Here is a 22,058-nt window from a genome sequence, read left to right as displayed (position 1 = left end):
TACAATCTGGTGTGGTGAGTCGTTATAGGTTTCATACTGTTTCTCTGATTCAATGCTGGGTAACGACACACAAGGCATCGAGTTTATATAACTGTTTATCGTTATTGGGCGTGCCTAAGTCGTAATCCAACTGGCAGCGTTCATTGGCTGCATCTCCCCATACGAGAATGAGCGTGCCACTCGCTCCTTCAGCTCGAACATAGGCCTGGCTGGCTTGACCGACCATGCCAACCTCATTCTGCTGTTGAGCAGCTTTGCCGCTCTCGGTGGTGGTGCTATACACCACTGCGCCCAGAGGCAGTTGGCTACCATCCGCCAGCCGGACAGTAATAAGCAGTGGATATCCACTGAGGGTGCGAAAAATGACTTTGACGGATGATCCGGCGTAGGGGGCAATTTGCCGTTCACCATCTTGAAGCTCAGTATTGAAATCCATACCATCAGGGCTGAGCGTGATGGTGTTGTAGCGATATGGGGTGAGTGTTGGCACCAGTGCATAGCCAAATCGATCAATACTTGAACCTTGCCCATACATCACTTTGGCTCCACTGGCCCCTTTGGCCTCGATCAAGGCAAAAGTATCGCTTAGATAGGGCCCTAACGTGACACCGCCGCTATGAAAGGCCACCGCACCACGGGCACTGGCTGAACCTTGCCAATAACCGGGGCTGCTGGACGCGCTGCCACTCAAACTGGTTGAGGGGAGCCGTTTCTGTAAGCTGCCACTAAAGGTATTTTCTTTAGTTTGTTCACTGCGGGCAAAATCCATACTGTAACTGGCGGACTGCTCCTCACCCATCACACCGGATAATGAGGTTTGATAGCTGGCACCACTAATCTTACTGTTGACGGCACCGGCCGAGATATAGGGTGCATGCGCACTACCCCCCAGTGGGAATGAGACGGACATTTGCACTACAGTTTCACTGGTACCAAGAATATTTGCGCCATTGGCCGCAGGCATGCCACTGCCGGGGTCGACAAAGTAAGTTTCGTTGCTGACCCCCCCGGTTTTTTGTCGCGAAACGGCAATATTCAAACTGGTATCGCGCCACAGGGTATTGGCATAGCCTAGTTGTAACTGCGAATCCCGCTTGCGGTCATTACGATAATCCTGCGATGAGGCGGTTAAATACAGTGAACCGTAGCTGTTAAGATTTTGATTCAGCGATATTTCTGCTCGGCTGCGTTGCCGATAAGTATCTGAGTTCCAGACTTTGCCATTGTTGGCTGCCCGTACTCCTAATACATCACTTAAATCACGATAACCTTCCGTGGAATAACGGTAACCCGCCACGGATAGCGTGGTATTGGTTGTTTCAAACATGCGGCTGAAGGAGACTCGCGCCATCCAGCCACTCTGTCGTTCACTCGCGGAATCGTTGCTATCAGATAGCCTGGCATTCGAATAGGTGGCATCCAGCCCTAAAGCACCAATATAGTGGGTAAACACACCACCCAACATGATGGCCTGATAACCAGAGGCCATGCGTAGCCCGGTATTAGCGGTAATGGCGTTACTGATCCCACGTTGATAGGTCAGCTCACTGAACACTTCACTACTGTTCAGGTCACGCACCTGCCCGGCGGCGAAACTATAGCGGGAGTAACCGGGGCGCAAGGATTCTGGTACTGAGGAGAACGGCACCTGGAAGGTGCTGACACTGCCATCCGCTTCCTGAATTTCAATCGTCAGGTCACCACCGAAATTGGTGGCAGATAAATCATTAAATTCAAATGGCCCTGGCGACACCGTGGTTTGGTAAATAGGCCGATTGTTTTGATAAACCGTCACTTTGGCATTGGTTCTGGCAATCCCGCGCACAATAGGGGCATAGCCGCGTTGTGATTCAGGCAACATGCGGTCATCAGTTGCCAGTGCAATGCCGTTAAACCCCAAGCTGGAGAAAAACTGACCAGAGCTGAAGGTTTGGCCCAAGGTCACTTCACTGCCCATCGTGGGCAGTGCGCGTTGGCTATACAGTCGGTTGGAAGTCCAGTTGGTTCCTCGGGTCGGGTCGTAGCGCAATGAACCTTGTTGCCGCAAACGCCACATGCCAGCATTGATACCATTGGTCAGGCTGAGATAGGTTGAGTTGGTCGAACGCTTAATCCCATCTTTGTTATAGCCCACGTGATATTGGTTTAAGTTGTAATTGCTGAAACCAATGGTATCCCCTGAGGTTAAGTTCAGAGGATCAACATAACCGCGCGGCACTTTCTTAACGAACAGATGCGGCACCGATAAATCAAAACGTAATTTGGCGTAATCGAAACGGTAGTCACTGGCTGGCAAAATAGTTCTAAAATCCAGACAGTTGTCTTTGGGGTCGCTGTTTTTCAGCGCCTCTTCAGTGACACCGGCTTGTAGTAGCTGCGCGCCTGACAAACAGGGAATAACATCATTATTTTTTGCAATAAATTCTATTTCGACACGATCAACAAACTTGTTGTTAATGTAGAGATCAACCTGATACTTGCCTTCTTGATAGGCGTTTTTTTTATTAAAGCGGGAGATAGAACCTAAGCCGAGTGACGAACCGCGGACTAACGCATCCTCAAACACATATTCGTCTTGATTACTCTGATCTGCTGCTGACACGAAATGGCTGGCCAGTATGCCGTGCGTTAGCAAATAGGATAACCAGGGAGCAAACCTCACTGGTTATCTCTATAGCTGGGCACGAACTGAATTATCATCACGGTTGAATTACAAATGATAATCAGTGGGAATAGTGGTGCCGTAATCATTAACCACATTCAGTGTCAGTAATTCGCCTTTTTTAGCTTTCACCCCTGCGGGTAAGACTAAATCAGTGGTCGAATTGGGTGGAAACATCTCACTGGTGGCGAACGAAATCGTTTTCCCATCGCTGACGAATTTGGCATCACGCAGGCTGATATAGTAACCCGTAGGGTTACTTATCTTGATTTTATCTCCACGAGTGTCGTCTAGCGTAACGCGTATTTTTTCACCTAATGTATCGACGTTTTCTTTTAATGCAGCAGGGCGGTAAAAAACTTTTATCCGGTTATTCACGATCAAAACCAGTTTGTTTTCAGTCTGTTTATCTGCTTTTAATGCGGGGATCTGCAAAAAGTTAAGATAGAAAACTGACTCACGATCTTTGGGTAAATGGCGCTCAATGTATGACAACCGAACGACTTGCCCACTTTGGGCTTCCATACGAAATATCTGTGGTGTCAGTGTAAACGGGACGTCACTTTTTGAAGGTGAAGACTGGTTGTCACCATCATCCATCCATAATTGGACCAAATTTGGGTGTTCATCTTTATTGCTTAGTTGTATTACTTTTTCCCGCGTACCTTCAGGATAAATGATTCGGGTACCGGTCATGACAACACTGGCTTGCGTCCATAAGGGTACGCCGCTGAGCAGCAGCAACGAGCAGGCGATTATTCTGTGGGCAATCAGTGTCATAGCGCTTACTTATCCTTGATTATTCTGGTTTTGTTTAGGCTCCGTTACCGGTTGGCAACGTATTCATGAAACGGCTTGGATCTCATGAATAGTCAGGGGTAGGTGATCGCGTATTGTGCAGAAGCAATAACGCTCCCGGCAGTTGCGCGGCCTTCTTCCGTAATATATTGCGCAGCCAGATCTTGGGATGCTGAGGTTGCACCGGTGGCTAAGGTAATTCCAGGGACTTCAACGCTACCACCTGACATGCGAATCGGTGCACCATTGGTGTCAAGCAACTGAATAGCAACATTTTGTGCTGTACCCACATTGCCTAAATTACCCGCTGGAGTGACATTCATGCCTTGAAAAACCGAACTGATTTTAGTGTCTTGAATGGCAATGTTGCAGCCGGTTAGGTTAATCGTAAAATTGGTTTTACCGGCAACTGAATTAACCTGATTCAGGTTGCTGGTCGAAACGGTGGGTAGCAAAACGACAGGGGTGTTGGCTGTACCATTGATATCCACCATGCAAGTTTGTTCGGCCACCTCTCCTTGAAATTTGATCGTGTTATTTGACGTTGCAGCCAACGCTATGCCCGGTAGGGTAAGCAGCACCAACGTTATTAGAGTTTTTCCCATTTAATTCCTACTTAATTTTATAATTTATATTTTGGTGAACGGAGACCCTCAGCATTCATCAAAATGAGCGATCATTAAGTTGAATAAGGTCAGCCGTTGTTATTGAGTTGCGCTATTCGATATCTGGGCCGAGGCCAGTGTAGGGGGAAATAGAGTCGGGTAAAATGAGATGCGTCCTTGTTTTATATGTGAAATTTCCCACTATAGATGTAGGAAATCCATTCCTTAAGAAAGTGAAAATAATAAATTACTTCTATTCCAAAGACTTGGGCGTTTTTCCGTTATTGGCGGTGAGATGTTTTTTTTTGCAGATGGGCAAGAATAGTGATTATCTAAATAAGAAAGCCCACCAAGTTATACGGGGGGGCTTTAGATGAAAGGGCAATTTTAATATTTATTTAATCGGGCTAGCGCTATCAATTTCTGCGTATACAGTAACTAACTTAGCTAATAACTGATTAGTGCCCGTTAACAGTTCCAGATAATCAGCCCCGAATGAAATGACTGCTGGTTTATCATTAGCGAGGATCATGGATTCGAATTTGATACAATATTCTACCAGATCTTGTGCATCGATCAGTTGTACCGCACCTTTGATCCGGTGCACTAAGCTTGCCATTTCTTTATAAGTATCGGTAGCCACCGTACTGCTCTCATCTGCCTTTAGCTGGTTGTACAGTGCCGTTAGTGCCGCCGCATCCTGCACATTGCTTTCCAGCAACGATTGCAATAACTGCACCTCTACCTCAGTTCGTCCACCTGAGAGCGCCCTTAATTTATCTTGGGCTGCGGCGAAGGAAGTCTGTGGCACTTTGGGGCTTTCACTGTTATCTGCCGCTGAGTGTGTGTTTTCCCGTTGGCTCATCTCCAATGGATTTACGCGATAGTCATCATTGGTGTGATGATAATTTGCCTCCAGATTGATATCGGCAACCTCTTGGCGCAACAGAACGGTACGTAAGGTATCAATAGTCACTGGTTTAACCATACAATCATTCATACCGGCATCAGAACAACGTTCGGCGCTCTCTTGCCGTGCATCCGCAGTGCAACCAATGATGATCATATCTTTTATTGCCGGGCTATTACGGATATGGGCGGCAAGTTCATAACCATTCATCAGTGGCATGTTGTAATCGGTGATGACGACATCAAAGCTGTAATGTTGCAATATCTGCCAGGCTTCAGCGCCATTTTCTGCGCTCATCACCTGTTCGATACCGATAAAAGCCAATTGTTGTTGAAGCAACTGGCGGTTGGCGGGAAGGTCATCCACTACCAGAACCCGCAGGTTCTTCAATTGGCCCAACTGCTTTTCATCGGCATGGATAATGGTTGCATCAGGCGGTAAATCGTCTGTAGTGGCAATCGTCAATGGCAACGTAATAAACAAACTGGTGCCTTTACCAAGTTGGCTTTCCATAGCGACTTGCCCACCCATTTTGTGAATCAATTGATGACAAATCCAAAGTCCCAGCCCCGACCCACCGAAACGAGGTGATTTACCTTCGTTAGCCTGGCTGAAGGGTTGGAACAGCGTTGCCTGTGCCGCTGGCGAAATACCAATACCCGTATCGGTAATATCGATATTCATGACACCCTGTTTGTCATCCGTCGGCTCCCAAGTGACATCCACTGAAACACCACCCTGTTCGGTAAATTTCAGTGCATTACCCAATAGATTCCCCATGACCTGCCGCACTCTGAGCATATCTGCCATCAGTAAGTGCGGGATTTGGTCATCCAACCAGCCAGAGAAGCGAAGTCCACGTTCATCTGCGATAGGTTGATAGATAGTGAGCATCCGCTCCATTTCTTGGCGGAAATCTACTGCGGCGGGATGAACACTCAGTTGCCCGGCTTCAATTTTGGCAGAATCGATGATGTCATCAAGCAGTAACATCAGCGATTGAGCTGATTTGGACACGGTAACCAGCGTATTTTTATCGACCGGCTGGGCACTACGTATCTCCAACTCCAGTAAGCCCATAATGGCGTACATTGGTGTGCGTAGTTCGTGACTGATGGTGGCCAGGAAAGTGCTTTTGGTCCGGTTGGCGCTTTCCGCTTCGAGGCGTGCGGCTTCCAACTCCCGCTCCACGGTTTTACGTTGACTAATATCCAGCCAGCCGCCCAGCAAACTGCGCTCAGCATTATCCAATGGGATAATCCACAGGAAGATATCCCGCAGATCACCATTGATCTCCAGAGATAAATCTACCATTTGTGGTTTTCTGTCCTTCAAGACATAACGGCAGTATTTATCTATTTCGCGATCAAGTGGGCTGGTCATTGGCCAGTTAGCTTGTTCAACGTTCTGATTGAGCAAGTCGTGAAGCTTATCGTGGTGGGCTGCTGCAAAGTGGTTGTTATAAACCGCCAGCTCGCCAGTGGTGGTACGAATAAATACCGCGAAGGGCAATGCATTGATAACCGATTCTTGCTGTAGCAAGCGGGCATGTAACAACTTGGCCTGACGACGTTTATTGAATACCAAGTAGCACAGGTATAAACCGAAGACCAATAATATCCCTGAGCTTATTTTCAACGCCAACATCAGCCATTCATTATCTAATGAGTCCTCATCAAAGCTTGTTGGCTTAGGTTTGAAGGTACTCCATTCGCTGATTAAGTTGTCTAACTCTTCCGGTGGAATAGATTCAATTACTTTATCAATGATGGCTTTTAATTCAGGCAGGTCTGGGCGGATGGCGAATGCCATCATCAGTGGTTCTTCGCCTGCCACGGCGACCGTTTTTATATCTGGGGTAAAGTTCTGGGCTGACAGATAGTTGGCTGTCATCATATTTTTGACGACAGCATCCACTTTGCCTTGCTGCAACCAACGTACCAGTGTCATGGTATCCGGGGCTTGAACAAAGGTGATTTTCTGGGCTAACAGGGGGTTACCAATAATTCCGCCAGAAGCACTACCCGATTGTATCCCCACCCGCTTTCCTGCCAGATCTGCCACATTATTGATATCCAGGCGGTCTTCGCGCGTCATTATGCCCCATAATGATTGAGCTACCGGTGAAGAATAAAGGCTGTTGCCATACATGCCGTTGCGAACGGCCACAATTGGCAGTAAATCAATTTTACCGGCAATAAAATCACGCACCCCTTCCCCGGTATCTTTGGTATAAACTGGCTCAAATTTAATCCCAGTTCGGCGCGCAATAATATCGATAAGATCGATTGAGAAACCAGCCATTCTCCCCGTTTGACGATCACGAAATATCAGTGGGGCCAGATCAAATGGGGCGACATAGGTCACTACCGGATGGCTCTGAATCCAGCTTACCTCTTGTTCGGTCAACAGCAACTTGGCATCAATGTTGTAATGATGCTTGCTACCAAACCAGCGCTGCTGAATATCACCCGTCGCACGGGTAGGTAATAATTCTAAAATCTGATTAATGTAGTTAATCAGCTTTTGATTACTTTCCTTTGCCAGAAAGGTGTAGGGGGCAGGGTGGTAAGGTGTAAAGTTGCGAATTTGCAACGTTAGCAATTGCAACTGATCGATAAGATAGTTAGCCGTTGTGGCATTAGCGACAAAGACATCGGCATTACCATAGGCGACAGCCAGTAACCCTTGTAATTGGTTAGGGTAGGCAACAATTTTATCGGCATGATAATTAAACAGAAACTCAGGTGATAATGGCTCATTATTGACGATAGCCACCGTCTCTGGGTGGGTACGTTTGGTCGGATCCCAATTCTTGCTGCGAACTTCGACATGCCGGTTAGTAAAGAAGGCATGAGACGCTATCAGCCCCGGCTGAGCGGGCATTGGCGTTCCTGCCATTAAGTCAATTTGGCCATTTTCCAGCGCATTCAACACTAACCCGTAATCGCAATAACCGATCATCTGGAAAGATAATTGGCTGGCATCACTGATTATTTTCAGGTAGTCCGCAACAATGCCTTCAATAGCATTATCATCACGGTTAACCACAAAAGGAGTATTGGCATCAATGACCACCCCCACTTTCACCGTACGCCGGCTTGATTGGCGAGTGTCTGTGGAAGGCGTAAGTAATAGGTCTTCACTGTAGCTATTAGCGATACTGTGTATCGTCAATGGTTGTCCAGTATCACACCCCTGACGACCGGTCATCATGGCAGCATTAAGCTGCCCGCTAAGCAACAGCAAACAGTAAAGAAGAATTCGCCAAGAGAACCTACTACGTAAAGATAGCGTTGTCAGCGCTAAAGCAGACCAGCCTGAATTATACCAAATTATGGGTATGTGCATAATCTGCCAGTTCAATTACAGAACTTAGCCCTAATTTGGTCAGGATACGGGTTTTATAGGTACTGACGGTTTTGTTACTGATAAACATTTCGTCAGCAATCTGTTTATTTGACAAACCATTCACCAGATAACGCAAAACATTAATTTCTCGCTCTGACAACAACCTCGCCCGATTGACAGGGTCATGGTTGGAAGGTTGCCCGGCTAATTGGGTCAACGTTTCAGAGGGGAAGAATGAATAGCCGCGTAATACGTTCTGCGCAGCAAAAAGAATTTCGCTAATATCTTTATTTTTACTGATAAAACCGTTAGCGCCTGCCTGTAATGCCCGCACTGCAAACACTTGCTCATTCTTGGCGGACAAGAATAATGATTTACCGGTAAATCCACGTTGCTGCAGTTTTTTCAACAACGAGAAACCATCAAAGTTAGGTAACTCAATATCAATAATAACCAAGTCTACAGGGTTATTTTTTAATATTTCTAAGGCTTCACTACCGTCAACTGATTCATAAATAGTTGAAAAGTCTTCACTTTGTGATAGTAATGCCCGAATGGCGACTCGAATAGCCGGGTGGTCATCAACTATCATCACTGATTTTGTCATGTTCTCTCCGTAAACCGTTATATCTTGGGATTCGCAGAGTTAATTCACTGCTCCTCGCTTGCACCGATCGACTCCAAATGATTACCCAAGACGAGATAAACAAGAACCACTGCTGCCGATGCCCAAAGTACTATTTCGGTGATTCTAATCTCTAATTATAGATTATCAAGAAAAGATTCTTGTTCATGTTTAGATCACTTAAGCCAACTCAGCTCAGCAAGCTTATTCTACCTAGTGAATTGATTATAAACGAATTAGGATTTTTTTTATTAATTTTAAAATGGCTTATTCAGAAAAATAGAGAAGAAATAGTTAATTTATAATTCTAAATGTAAATATATACGATTTTTCAGCTCTGTGTGTAGGAAACTTCTATAATCCATCGCATGGATTATTCTGGTATGAATATCAGGGAGATAGGTCCTATCTGATAATGGTTTTTCAGGCAGTAACGTAATGTAATTAATGATAATACATTACGTATCTTAAAATTGCGGTAGAGCGTGAAAAACAGAATTAAAACAAGAAACCCGCTTAGTTTCCTAAGCGGGTTTCTCTAAATTTGGCTCCTCTGACTGGACTCGAACCAGTGACATACGGATTAACAGTCCGCCGTTCTACCGACTGAACTACAGAGGAATCGTGTGAACGGGGCGAATAATAGCGAGGTATGAGGAACATGTCAAAGGGGAAACAGCAAATTTGGATTGTTTGCTTACAGTTTGCGCAACTTATTGAGATTTTTGGCTTTTAGCTCAATGCTTGCGCAAAAAAATGCAGGCCATTCAACGTAAGGGGGCAGCGCATTTGCGCGCCGCCCACCAATGAGTTTACTGCGGTGTATCAGCCAGTACAAACATGCCATAGGGGTGGATTTGCAGATAGTAGCTGTCACCTGGGGCGGGTTGCAGTTGCGTGGCATTTACCTGCAAGAGCAAAGATTGGCCTTGCCAATCCACCAGAACTTCATACTGCGGCCCCATATAAGCTACTTTATTAATGGTGCAGCGTTGGCTTGGTTCACCTTGCTGACTCAGCGTGATAGCCTCCGGCCGCACACCCACGGTTGACTGTTGCCGTTGGGCTGCGAATCCCTGTGGTTTAGGAATATGATAACCAAAGATTTCAACACTGCTGCTGTGAATAGTAGCTGGGAAGACATTGGCATCCCCCATGAAACTGGCCATGAAATGTGATGCGGGTTGACGGTACAGTTCTTGTGGCGCACCAATTTGCATTATTTTGCCTTTATTCATCACCAGCACGGTATCAGAAACGGCAAAGGCTTCACTTTGGTCGTGGGTGACATACAGTGAGGTAATATTAAACTGTTGCTGTAATTCACGAATTTTATCACGCATGCTGCGGCGCAAGTTAGCATCCAGATTACTGAGTGGTTCATCAAACAGTAGTACTTTAGGTTTGAGGATTAGCGCCCTTGCCAGCGCAACACGTTGCTGCTGCCCACCGGATATTTGATCCACGAAACGATCGGCAAAGCCGTCTAAATCCACTAACGCTAACGCTTCCTGCACACGATCGCGAATCTCATTTTTTGGTCGGCCCAGCATTTTCAGGCCATAACCAATATTCTCACCCAGCGACATATGCGGGAACAAGGCATAGGACTGGAACACCATGCAGATATCCCGCTGCTGGATAGATCGGTCAGTCACATCTTCACCATCGATAAAGATTTGTCCACCGGAAGGCTTCTCTAGCCCGGCAACCAACCGTAATACCGTGGTTTTACCACAGCCCGATGGCCCCAGCAGGGTAACCATTTCCCCTTTAGGGATAGCCAGGTTGAGACCGTCAATCACGATATTGCTGCCAAAGCGCTTGGTAACGTGCTTTAGCTCGACGAAATGTTTCTTATCGGTAGTCACTGTCTGTTGATCTGACAGGTTATTTTGAGTAGATACTGTATTTATAGTAGACATAACATTCAGCCTTATCAGTACGTCATTATTCAGCATTACTGGCTTTCGAGCGGGCAGTTCGTGCTTCGCCGACCAGATAATCAAACAGGAAGATGATGGCGAGCATGACCACTATCAGGATCGAACCATAAGCGATGGCAATGCCATATTCGCCATCTTCCACCCGGTTAAGGATGTAAGAGGTGGCGACCCGGGTATCGGGTGTTACCAGGAAGACGATGGCACTGACGGTCGTCATGGCGCGTACAAAACTGTAAATCAGCGCCGACAGAATCGCCGGGCGTAGCAACGGCAGCAGAATATAAATCACAGTACGCAGCGAACCTGCCCGCAGACTAAGCGATGCCTCATCCAATGACTTGTCCAGTTGCCCCAGCCCGGCAATCCCGGCGCGTATCCCTACCGGCACATTACGCATCACCATAGAGATAATAACGATGGCGGCAGTACCGGTCAGGTATACCGGCGCACTGTTAAAGGCCAAAATGTAGGAAACCCCTGCGACCGTTCCCGGTACCGCGAAGCACAACATGGTGCTGAATTCGATGGTTTTTTTACCACGGAACTGTTGGCGTACCACGATATAGGCAATCAGCAGACCAAAGGCGGCGGTGATAGGGGCAGCAATACCCGCATAGAGCAGCGTATCAAGCAGAGAAGGCCACGCGCCATCACTGAAACCTTGGCCAAATAGCTGATTAAAGTTATTCAACGTCAGAGTGTAATCGACCCCCCAGTTGACGGTGAAACTGCCGTAGAAAATGCTGCCATACAATAAGACGTTAAAGGCAATCCACACATACAGCATGGCGGTGGTCCCCCACACCAGTGATTCCGGTAATGGCTGAACATCGCCCCGAGAAGATTTGCCGGAAATGGTGACGTAAGAGCGTTTGCCTATCCACATATACTGAATACAGAAGATAAACAGTGAAAACATCAGCAAGATAACACCCAGTGTGGATGCCGCCGGATAGTCAAGCTGTGCGCCGGTAATATAGAAGTAGATTTGCGTGGCCAGCACGTCAAAGTTACCACCCAATACTAATGGGTTACTGAAATCCGCCAGCGATTGCACAATGACTATCAGGAATGAGTTGGCCAGCGCAGGTTTTAGCAACGGTAAAAATACCTGCATAAAGGTCTGCCAACGGCTGGCGCGCAAGGTATAAGACGCTTCTTCCAACGACGGGTGAATAGTTTTGATTGCGCCATCGAGGATCATAAATGACATTGGCGTAAAGGCCAGAACTTGTGCCAGCCAGATGCCAGTGAAACCATATAACCAGTTAGTGTTGGTTAGCCCGAACCAGGTGACCATCAGTTCTGTTACATAGCCGGAGCGGCCCATCATCAAGGTTACGCCCAGCCCGACGACAAAAGGTGGGGTAACAATGGGCAGAATTGAGAAGATGCGCCCTAGCAAAGCGGAACGTTTGGCAATCCGCGTAGTGTAGATAGCCAGTACCATGCCGAAGAAGGTACAACCTATGCCAACCGCCACTGACAGCAGGAACGAATTCCAGATAACTTGCAGGATATGCGCTTGTCCGAGGATTGCCATAAACTGCCATGGGGCAAAAGCACCACTCTCATCGGTAAATATTGGGACAAAAATGGCAATACTGGGGAACAGAATAAAAACAGTGATCAGCGCAATAATGGTGACCAGTGATCCGAGCACAAAACGGTCACCGCCGAGCCATTCAAGGCGTGCCAGCGCCAGGGTAATTATTGCCCCCAAGGCGATAAACAGCGCGATAGTGGCAAATCCTAGTCCGCGCCCGAGCCAGGCCGAGGTGACCACCACCAGCAGTGCGCAGAAGAGGGCATAACCTGCATCAAACAGATGGCGGTAACGGTGTTCACGACCACTGGGTGACAATGGCCTGAAAAGCAGCAGTAACGGCAGACCAAACCACAGCATACTGATATTAAGACCGGACCAGCCATAAGACGCCAGTAGCTCGGAACGGCTGGCTTCAAGCAGGCCGTAATCCAGGCTAAAAGCGGGTAATAGGGCAAAAGCAGCCACGGCGAAAGCCAGCCAATAGAAAATGGCATCCCGTGTCTGCGCAAGCCGCAGAGCATGTGCATGTGTCATGGTGTTCCCTAGATACCCTTTGTCCCTGGCGTTGCAGCGATGTTCGCTTAGCTTGCGTGCGAGCATAAATGCTATTCAAACCGGCCCCCCGACCGATCTGTTATTCACTTGCTGCCTTGCTGCAACGCCAATGACTTGGTTATAGAAATAAATTATTTATATGAGTCGGAGTGCTTTGTGGGCTTTTATTGGCCCATCTTGACGTCGTTGACCCACTTGGTGATCAGCTTCTTACGCATATCAGTGGCACCATAAGTGTCCATGTCGTAGTTAATCAGCTTCAGATCATCCAACTTGAGCGAGTTAGGCGAGGTTGCCGCCGTGGTATTGGTCAGAATCTGGTAGGACTGGCCTTTCTGCCATGCCAGTTCCTGTGCTTCTTTTGATAACACCCAATCAACGAATAACTTGGCATTATCCAGATTGCGTGCGCCCTTCAGAATGCTTACTCCGCCAATTTCATAACCTGAACCCTCGCACGGCGAAATCAATTTCAGTGGTGCGCCTTTCTCTTTTTCCAGTGAGTAGTCATGCAGGAAGCCAATACCAATCGTGGTTTCGCCACGGGCAGCATTACGGGCCGGGGCAATACCGGATTTGGTGTATTGCGATACGTTGGCATTCAGTTTTTTCAGGTAGTCGAAGGCAGCATCTTCACCCCATAATTGTGAAAAAGTTGCCAATGCGGTGTAGGCGGTACCGGAACTTTGTGGGTCAGCAATCTGGATTTCACCTTTGTAGACCGGGTTGGTCAGGTCTTTCCAACATTTTGGCTCTGGCAGACCCTTTTCTTTCAAGCGGTCGGTATTCACCCCCATCCCCAAAATACCGATGTAAACTGCTGAGGAGTAGTTACCTTTGCGTTTTGCCGGATCACGGAATTGCGGCATGATTTGCGCCAGATTAGGCGATTGGTAAGGATAGAGCAGGTCCATTTCACCCGCTTGAGACTGCGGATCCAGCGTACCGCCATACCAAATATCGGCCTGCGGGTTCTTTTTCTCCGCATCCACTTTAGCCAACGTGCTGCCAGAACCATTACGAATAAAACTGGTTTTTACATCGTATTTTGCCCCAAAGGCTTTGGCTTCTTCTTCACACATCGCATTGGTGGCACTGCAATAAATCACCAGGCGGCCTTCGGCTTTAGCCACGGTAGTGAAGGCGCTCAGGGCGAGGCCGGCGGCAATCAGAGCTGAGAGTGGTGTAAGTTTCATAACATTATCCTTTTATCCCCTTCTGAACCCGAAACCGAGTGACATACGGGGTTGATATTGTAGGGTTGAGGTATTGTTGATATTTACTTAACGTATTGTTTTATTTTCTTTTTTGGTGCTACTAACCTGCGATCCATTGCGGGCTAAAGATGATTGTTGTCTCTTGGGGCGAATCTCTTCTCGGCAGGCTCAAACCCCAACAAATTCATACCGGTCATCAATAACGGCATCAGTAACAACCCGACGCAGGCTGAAGCCAGTGTCAACAAGGCAAAAAAGCCTTGCCAGCCATAATGTTGCAACACTTGTGCCAGTGGCCATCCCGCCAGCGCTGCACCGAGATAGGCAAATAATCCGAGAAATCCAGTGACGGTACCGGCGGCGTCTTTATGGGTATATTCCGTTGCCGCCAGTCCAATAAGCATTTGCGGCCCGAAAACAAAAAAACCGATACTAAAAAACGTCACTGACAGCAGCGGATAGTTATGTACCGGTGCCAGCCACAGTGCGGTCATCGTCAAAAATAACCCCAGTGCAAATAACAAAATCATCGGCGCACGCTGACCGCGAAATAACAAATCTGATCCCCAGCCAGCAAACAACGCGCCAAATAATCCACCTAACTCAAATAGTGATAACGTGGCGTTGGCACTGAGCAAATTGACCCCATGGCTCTCCGCCAGCCAGATATTGCCCCAGTCGTTGAGGGCAATGCGGATCAGATAGACCAGCACATAAGAGACCCCCAGCAACCAGATGGTGCGGTTACGTAAAATGGCATCACGAAAAATACGCCCCATCGGCATGGGCGGGCTTTGTTGCTCCTGCCATTGATCCTGTGGATCGCGCCGCCATTGGCCGATAGTCGGTAAACCTTGCTGTTGCGGCTTATCGCACAACTGCCAGCACAGCCAAATCCCTAATACGATGCCTATCGCACCCGGTACCAGTAGTGCGGCTTGCCAGCCATAGTGCGAGGCCAGAAAGGCAGACAGCAGAGGCACTGCCGCACCACCGATGCTGATCGAGGTATTCCAGCATCCCCACCAGCTACCGCGTTCACTGCGTGAATACCATGTGCTGAGTAATTTGGCGCATGGCGGCCAGCCCCACCCCTGAAAGAAGCCATTCAATGTCCACACAATTAACAGTGCGGGTAGGGTATGGCACAGGGTGAACACTACATTCAGCACCCCTGTCATCATCAGGCCGATACCCATAATCCAACGGGCTTGAGTACGGTCGCTGACGATACCGGAGACAAATTTAGAACCGCCGTACGCCAGGTAAAACAGGGTGCCCAGTAAACCGATATCCCCTTTATCCAACCCCAGCTCCAGTTGCATCACTGGCATGGCGTAATTGACACTTTTGCGCGTTAAATAAAAGGCGGCGTAGCCCATCACCATGGCGGCCATCAGGCGCGGTCGCCAATAGCGATAACGCGCGTTTACCTGTTCTGGCGTCAAAGGCTCAGGGGGTAAAGTCTTTGATGACATGTGTGATGCAGGCATGGATTCCTCCAGTAAGTGAGTTGAGTGTAGGGAAGGCGCAAGTGAAAGAAATGAGACAAGGTTGTAGATGGCTAGGAATAATGCTTATTTATGAGGATGTTTGATCCAATTTTGTGGGCAGGTTCACAGTGTCATTGCTGCGGACATGTGTGGGCAGATTGACCACCACCCGAGTACCTAATCGCCGTTGCAGTAACCAGTCACCGCCCAGTGCGCGTACCCGTTCTTCAATACCGCGCAAGCCAAATCCGCCGCCGGGGGGTTGCACCGGAATGCCCATGCCATCATCGCGCACGTCCAGGGTGATAATGTTGTTACCCATGCGCAAGCTGACGTGAATATTGCGTGCCTTAGCATGTTTATTAATATTGTTCAGTAACTCCTGTACCAGCCGATACAGGGTAAATATCACCGCATCTTCACCAGGCTCGGGTGGCAGTGCATAATCCAGTTGGAAGTTGATACCTTGCTCGGCAAAGGCAAACTCTTCAGCCAGATGGTGCAGCGCCTGATCCAGCGGCATTTCATCCAATACGGGTGGGCGTAACTGCCGCAACAGTTGACGCGTGGTTTGATGAATGCGCTGTGACAGGGTGCTTATCTGATTCGCTGCGCATTGCGCTGCCGCAGAGGGGGCGCTGCGGTTGACTAACATCGCCTGGATTTGAATTGCGGTGATATTCTGGCCAATTTCATCATGCAATTCGCGCGCGATCTCTTTGCGAACATCTTCCTCGGTATGCACCAACCGCTCCATCAGCTTACGGCGGGTTTGCAGTTCTTGTTCTAACTGATTGCGGTAACGGTGCAGATGTTGGGTCAATTGCTGTTGGCGGCTGATGGCGATACCCAATGTCATTCCCAGTAAGGCTTGGGTCGAGAGAAACAGCTCCAGTTCCGCCAGATCATGAAATGCACCACTGGCCTGGCGGGTGACGGTTATCATCAGACTGCCTAATACCGCAGCCAATACCCCTCCTTGCCAACCGAATTTGTAGGCCATAAACACATTGGGCAGAAAAACAAAAATCAGTAACAGTCGCTCCATATTTGGCGTAATAGCGACCTGTATACACACGCCAATGGCAAAAATCAGCGAGCACCAAATCAGCAGCGAAGTGCGCAGCGGCGGATCAGGCATCTGTTGGGAAAACAGATTGCGGATGTGCTGCTGCTTGAGGTATTCGTAGATAAGATAGGTAAAGGGGACTAACAAAATACCGCCGGTAAAGGTGGCGAGCAGGGTTTGCGTTAGCGGCAAAGGTAACCACAAGCCCAGAAGGATGCCGTGCAGCAAGCTGTTACCCGTCACTGCGGTTAACAGCAGTAATAGCCGTTGCCAGTAAAGCGTGTAGTGATGCCAGAAGCGTTGAGTCAGCCAGGCGGGCAGTAAACTCAATGCTGGAGAAAGTATAATTAAGGCAGTAGCTTGCAACTCTTCGCTATGCAGCCACCACAATACCCCGCACTCGGCCAGCAGCAGTACCGGCCAATAACGGCGGGGTAGCAGAATCATTAAGGCCAGCCGTAGCCCTTGCGGCAGCAGTAAAACAGCGTGTAAGCCGTCATTACTGAGATAAAAACTGATGGTCCACAGGGCGAGCCAACTCAGAGAATAGAAGATAGTCAGAAACAACGACAGCCCCACCGACCGTAGTTGCAACATCCTTAGTTACCTACCAACAACTGATGCTGTAGGGCAAAATGCACCAGTTCGACAGTGGTTTCACAGTGGAGTTTGCCCAGAATATTGGCGCGATGGACGTGGACGGTTTTGTGGCTGAGTGACAATTGATCGGCAATGGATTTAACACTTACCCCGTTGATCAATAACTGGAAAACCTCTTTTTCGCGCGGCGTTAATATCGCCAGTTGTGGCGGATGTTGTGGCATATAGCGCAGCGCTCGCAATGCGTCAGCACACAGATATAAACCGCCGCCACTGACCGTCCGCAGCGCTTGAACCAATTCATCCGGGCCACAGCGCTTAGTCAGATAGCCGCTGGCACCGGCATCCATTGCACTTTGCACAAAGGCGGTGGTGTCATAAATACTTAGAATAATCGCGCGGAAATTCGGCATAGTTTGACGCAGGCGTTTGAGCAGACTTAGCCCACTTTCATCCGGCATCGAAATATCCATAACGGCAACATGTACATCGATAGTCGGTAGCTCGGCCCACGCCTGCGCCGCCGAGCCATATTCACCAATAATGCGAATATCTTTTTCCAGCGAGAGCAGTTGGGCAAAACCAGAGCGGACGACGACATGGTCATCTATCAATGCAACATTAATCATGATTTTTCTGTATTACGGAACCTAACCTGCATGATGCTCATCAATCTTTGTTGTAGCAATAATTGTTATCAAAAATGTTAGAGGCTTAACACATGTAGGAAAGAACTGACGATTAAGTAGACAGTTTTTATCTGAGCAATAAAGCGTTCCACGAGATTGACTGTGGAACGCATTTGCTGTCGAGTGCAGTACCGCGCCGACTACATTGATTTTTTACTGCGATAAATCCGCTGTGGCCGGCCCACCTTGCCATAAATAATTTCTGCCTGTAAGGTTTGATTAGTGGCACAGAATTCTAGATAACGGCGCGCTGTGGTACGGCTTAATCCCAGAATCTGGGCGACGTTTTCTGCGGTGTATTCCGCCGTGTTATTACTGAATAGGGTTTGTATTTTGTCCAGTGTCATCTGGTCTATGCCCAAGGGTAGCGTCACTTTCTGTTCACCACGGGCATAGGTATTGTACATCTCATCGATCTGGCGCTGATTGACCTTGGTGCCATCTTGTAATACCTGATGGCGGTGGCTGTAACGGGCTAATGACTGCTCCAACCGCTCATAGGCTACCGGCTTAATCAGGTAATCAAAAACACCATAACGGATTGCTTCAGATACCGTCTCACTGTCGCTGGCAGCGGTGACAAAAATAATGCCGCCAGAGAAGCCCTGTAAGGTCATTTCACGCAGTAATTCCAGGCCACTACCATCAGGCAGATAGTTATCCAGCAAAATCAAATCAGGTTTGAAGCGTGTCACCATGCTGCGGGCTTGTTGCAAGTTACCTGCGAGCCAGACTTCATGGCAATAGCTGCTTTGCTTGATAAATTCTGCATGCATCTCTGCCAGCGGTGTTTCGTCTTCTACCACTAAAATATTAAGCCATTCCATGGGATCTCCTCGTCTTTGAGATCAACGCGTCTTCGGAATAAAGACCGTAAATAAGGTGCCGCGCGGCGGATTTTCTTCTATCGTAATGGTGCCACCACTTTGCTGAACATAGGTGGCAACCAGATACAGGCCAATCCCGTGTTCGTCCGAGTTTTTAGAACTGATACCGCGTTCGAATAAGTTATCTTGCAGTTGTGGATCGATACCGCAACCGTGGTCGGCAACCTCCAAAATCAAGCTATTACCTTCATCAGATAGATAAATCTCAATCTGTTTATCGCACTCTGGGTTCTTCAAGCTAGCCTCAAAAGCGTTATCAAGTAAATTCCCCATGATGGCGGCTAACTCGTTCTCCCCGATGGTGGGCGGCAGTATGCCTAACTGACAACCAGGAATAAAGTTCAAGCTCAGCCCTAACTCCTTGGCACGGTGGTATTTACCGAAGAGTAAAGCGGCAATTTGCCGGTTACTGAACGCAGTGCGTAACATATCGATCAGCGCCTGATGGGATGAAGACTCGGTTTTGACCATTTCAAGAGCCCGATCAAACTCTTTCATCTGCAATAACCCGCTCATGGTTGACATCCAGTTCAGGTGCTCGTGGCGCACGGTGCGCAGATTCTCGACATATTGCTTAATCTGGCTCAGTTGAGCACTGAGAGTATGGATATCGTCCTGGCTACGAAAGCTGACCACCCAACCTTGAAACACCCCTTCCTCAGACCAGATACCCGCGCGATTGGCAATAGTGTTCAAGCCATTAAAGGTACACAGCTCATCCTGTCGGTTATCGCCGGTTTGATCGAGGAAGAAATGGTCAGGTGAGACCACTTCACTGACGTTGCAACCAATTAACTGTTGTGGCGTGGCTGAGATGTGCAGCATTTTACGCGCATTTTGATTGATTGCAGTGATCCTTCCCTCAGGATCAACGGCCAGTAGCCCTTCAAATACGGCACCGAACAAAGCCTCTTGTTGGCGCAAAACCCGCGCTATCTCTTTCGGCTCCATCCCCATCATTTGGCGGCGGATGTGGTGCGCAAACAGCCATGACAGTAGCAGCAGTACGATCAGCACTATGATAAACGAGCGCGTAAGGGGTAGCAGATAAACGAGCCGCCAATGGTCTATCTTGCTTATCAGGTAGCCCAGAGAAACTATCCCGATGATTTGCCCGTGTTCGTCGCGGATCGGGGTTTTAGCCCGCATCGCTTCCCCCATCGAACCTTTACCGAAAATGATATAGCTTTCACCTCTTTCCAGCGCGCCGGGTTTAGTCCATTGCATCGGATAACCAATCTTTTGCGGATTAGGGTGATACAGGCGAATTGATTTAGTATCGCCAATCACCAAGTAATCAAGATCTGAGGTATCACCCAGCCGACCCACAATTTCTGCTAACTGAGCTTTATCACGGCGTTTTACTGCATCCACCACCGAATCCATCGCCGCGATAATTTTGGCCTGATTCATCGCGGTTTTACTAACCTGATCCAGTAAATATTGTTCAAAACTGTGACTCAGAAAACGATCAAGTGCACCGACTAAAATGATCGAGACGGCTAATAGCAGCAAAAAGATGCGCAGCGGGAAGGCAATATTCTTCAAGCGATTCCATTTTAGGCCGCGCCATTTAAATTTGCGTAATGGGGAAAAACCTGAAGAGGAACTGGGCACGCTACTCACCTTAATTAACATATGAACCATTAGCACAGGCATTAACATAAGTGAATTTAAGCAATAATTAAATAGCTAAGAGAAATAAAAAACCATATTAATAATTAAAGAAATTAAAACCATTAAATAACTTATATTTACTCTCTTATATGTGAAATAGGTCAATTAACCACGCTATTTTTATGTTTAGCATGTGGTCGTAAATTAATTAAAATTAAAAATTAGTTTTTTAGTCTTTATTTTATATTGTTGTTTTTATGTGAATTTTTAATTTAAATCGCACGCTTTGGCTTGCCTGAACATCAGGAATTCAATTTGTGCTTTATTTGTTATGTAAACGTTATGCTAGAGAGTGAATTATGGATACGGTATTTAGTCAAATTAATCGTTCAGAGCATCAGCAAATTGCAGAAATAACACGTTTCTTGCGTGCTAACGATCTGAATATAGATACCACTGTTGACGTATTTATTACCGTAAGCCGTAATGAAAAACTCGTGGCCTGTGGTGGGATTGCAGGCAATATTATCAAATGCGTGGCAATCAGTGAGCAGGTTAGGGGGGAGGGATTGGCGCTGACCCTGGCGACCGAACTGGTCAATTTGGCCTATGAACGTCACCACAGCCATCTGTTTATTTATACCAAGACCAAGAATGAAGACTTATTTAAAGCCTGTGGCTTTTATCCGATAGCCAGTGCTCCGGGGATTGTGGTGCTGATGGAAAATAGCGCCTGCCGCTTGCAGCGATATGCCAAACAATTAAGCCAGTTACGCCAACCGGGGCAAAAAATTGGCAGCATCGTAATGAATGCCAACCCTTTTACCCGTGGACATCAATATCTAGTCCGCCAGGCAGCGGCACAGTGTGATTGGTTGCACCTGTTTTTGGTGAAAGAAGATAACTCGCGTTTCCCTTATGAAGACCGACTGCAATTAGTGCTCAGTGGTACTGAGGATATTGCCAATCTCACCGTGCATCCCGGCTCGGAATATATGATCTCTCGTGCCACCTTCCCGTGTTATTTCATTAAAGATCAAGGTGTGGCAGATGACTGTTATACCGAAATCGATCTGAAAATATTCCGCCAATATTTGGCCCCAGCATTGGGCGTTACTCATCGCTTTGTTGGTACCGAGCCGTTTTGTACCGTGACCGCCAAATATAACCATGACATGGGCTACTGGTTGGAAACCCCGTTATTAGCCTATCCCCCCATCTCACTGGTAGAAATTGAGCGCCTTAAATATCACAACACCGCCATTTCTGCTTCTTGGGTACGCAAATTACTGGCTCAGGGGGATGGCGAAACCATTCGCAAATTGGTCCCCCCCGCCACCTGCCACTACCTACAACGCCTGCTGGCGCAGCGTGCGAAAAAGGTAGTCGGTAGCGAAAGCATAACCTCAGCAAAGGATCCAGCTCTGTTTTAGCTGATAAAGCAGGGCGCAAAGATAGGTACAGATACGTAGATCAGAAACCTCG

General features: G+C 47.8%; 14 protein-coding genes and 1 tRNA gene. 1 reads left to right on the top strand and 14 read right to left on the bottom strand.

From position 1 onward, the window contains the following. Positions 1 to 49: 49 nt before the first annotated feature. The 14 genes from A6J67_RS17370 to dpiB form a co-directional block, all read right to left on the bottom strand. The gene (locus tag A6J67_RS17370; protein WP_032906436.1) at positions 50 to 2,662 is read right to left on the bottom strand and encodes a fimbria/pilus outer membrane usher protein; all 2,613 of its coding nucleotides are present in this window, start codon (positions 2,660 to 2,662) and stop codon (positions 50 to 52) included. A gap of 48 nt (positions 2,663 to 2,710) precedes the next feature. Further along, the gene (locus A6J67_RS17365; protein ID WP_042569529.1) at positions 2,711 to 3,442 is read right to left on the bottom strand and encodes a molecular chaperone; all 732 of its coding nucleotides are present in this window, start codon (positions 3,440 to 3,442) and stop codon (positions 2,711 to 2,713) included. A 92-nt stretch (positions 3,443 to 3,534) separates the two neighbouring features. Further along, positions 3,535 to 4,065, bottom strand: a complete 531-nt coding sequence (locus tag A6J67_RS17360; protein ID WP_032906438.1) for a fimbrial protein — start codon at positions 4,063 to 4,065, stop codon at positions 3,535 to 3,537. A 394-nt stretch (positions 4,066 to 4,459) separates the two neighbouring features. Continuing rightward, positions 4,460 to 8,221, bottom strand: coding sequence for a response regulator (locus A6J67_RS17350; RefSeq protein ID WP_050288067.1), 3,762 nt, complete (start codon positions 8,219 to 8,221; stop codon positions 4,460 to 4,462). Between the two features lie 79 nt (positions 8,222 to 8,300). After that, on the bottom strand, positions 8,301 to 8,933 hold the full coding sequence (locus tag A6J67_RS17345) for a response regulator transcription factor (protein ID WP_005185509.1): 633 nt from the start codon (positions 8,931 to 8,933) through the stop codon (positions 8,301 to 8,303). Between the two features lie 563 nt (positions 8,934 to 9,496). Then, positions 9,497 to 9,572: transfer RNA gene (locus A6J67_RS17340), tRNA-Asn, on the bottom strand. 191 nt (positions 9,573 to 9,763) lie between these two features. Next, on the bottom strand, positions 9,764 to 10,876 hold the full coding sequence (gene fbpC / locus A6J67_RS17335) for a ferric ABC transporter ATP-binding protein (RefSeq protein WP_050072944.1): 1,113 nt from the start codon (positions 10,874 to 10,876) through the stop codon (positions 9,764 to 9,766). Positions 10,877 to 10,901: 25 nt separating this feature from the next. Beyond that, positions 10,902 to 12,980 (bottom strand): ABC transporter permease, encoded by a 2,079-nt coding sequence (locus A6J67_RS17330; protein ID WP_050297591.1) that lies wholly within the window; start codon positions 12,978 to 12,980, stop codon positions 10,902 to 10,904. Between the two features lie 185 nt (positions 12,981 to 13,165). After that, complete coding sequence (locus A6J67_RS17325; protein WP_005185514.1) at positions 13,166 to 14,197, bottom strand: ABC transporter substrate-binding protein; 1,032 nt, start codon at positions 14,195 to 14,197, stop codon at positions 13,166 to 13,168. 143 nt (positions 14,198 to 14,340) lie between these two features. Beyond that, on the bottom strand, positions 14,341 to 15,711 hold the full coding sequence (gene uhpC / locus A6J67_RS17320; RefSeq protein ID WP_074006553.1) for an MFS transporter family glucose-6-phosphate receptor UhpC: 1,371 nt from the start codon (positions 15,709 to 15,711) through the stop codon (positions 14,341 to 14,343). A gap of 88 nt (positions 15,712 to 15,799) precedes the next feature. Next, complete coding sequence (locus A6J67_RS17315) at positions 15,800 to 17,377, bottom strand: MASE1 domain-containing protein (protein WP_042569533.1); 1,578 nt, start codon at positions 17,375 to 17,377, stop codon at positions 15,800 to 15,802. Between the two features lie 2 nt (positions 17,378 to 17,379). Beyond that, positions 17,380 to 18,009, bottom strand: coding sequence for a response regulator transcription factor (locus tag A6J67_RS17310; protein ID WP_005185521.1), 630 nt, complete (start codon positions 18,007 to 18,009; stop codon positions 17,380 to 17,382). A gap of 200 nt (positions 18,010 to 18,209) precedes the next feature. Continuing rightward, positions 18,210 to 18,896, bottom strand: coding sequence for a two-component response regulator DpiA (gene dpiA / locus A6J67_RS17305; protein WP_005185524.1), 687 nt, complete (start codon positions 18,894 to 18,896; stop codon positions 18,210 to 18,212). 21 nt (positions 18,897 to 18,917) lie between these two features. Beyond that, entirely contained in the window at positions 18,918 to 20,495 is a 1,578-nt protein-coding gene (dpiB, locus tag A6J67_RS17300) for a sensor histidine kinase DpiB (protein WP_042570137.1), read from the bottom strand. Between the two features lie 437 nt (positions 20,496 to 20,932). Here dpiB and citC point away from each other — a divergent pair, with 437 nt between their 5' ends. Continuing rightward, positions 20,933 to 22,006: a [citrate (pro-3S)-lyase] ligase gene (citC, locus tag A6J67_RS17295; protein ID WP_042569534.1), complete on the top strand. Its 1,074-nt coding sequence runs from the start codon at positions 20,933 to 20,935 to the stop codon at positions 22,004 to 22,006. Positions 22,007 to 22,058: the final 52 nt, after the last annotated feature.

Origin of the sequence: Yersinia sp. FDAARGOS_228 (genome assembly GCF_002073315.2) — a bacterium.
GTDB classification, from domain to species: Bacteria; Pseudomonadota; Gammaproteobacteria; order Enterobacterales; family Enterobacteriaceae; genus Yersinia; species Yersinia intermedia.
Note: the sequence above shows the minus strand (reverse complement) of the source record. Positions and strands in the feature narration are given on the sequence as shown.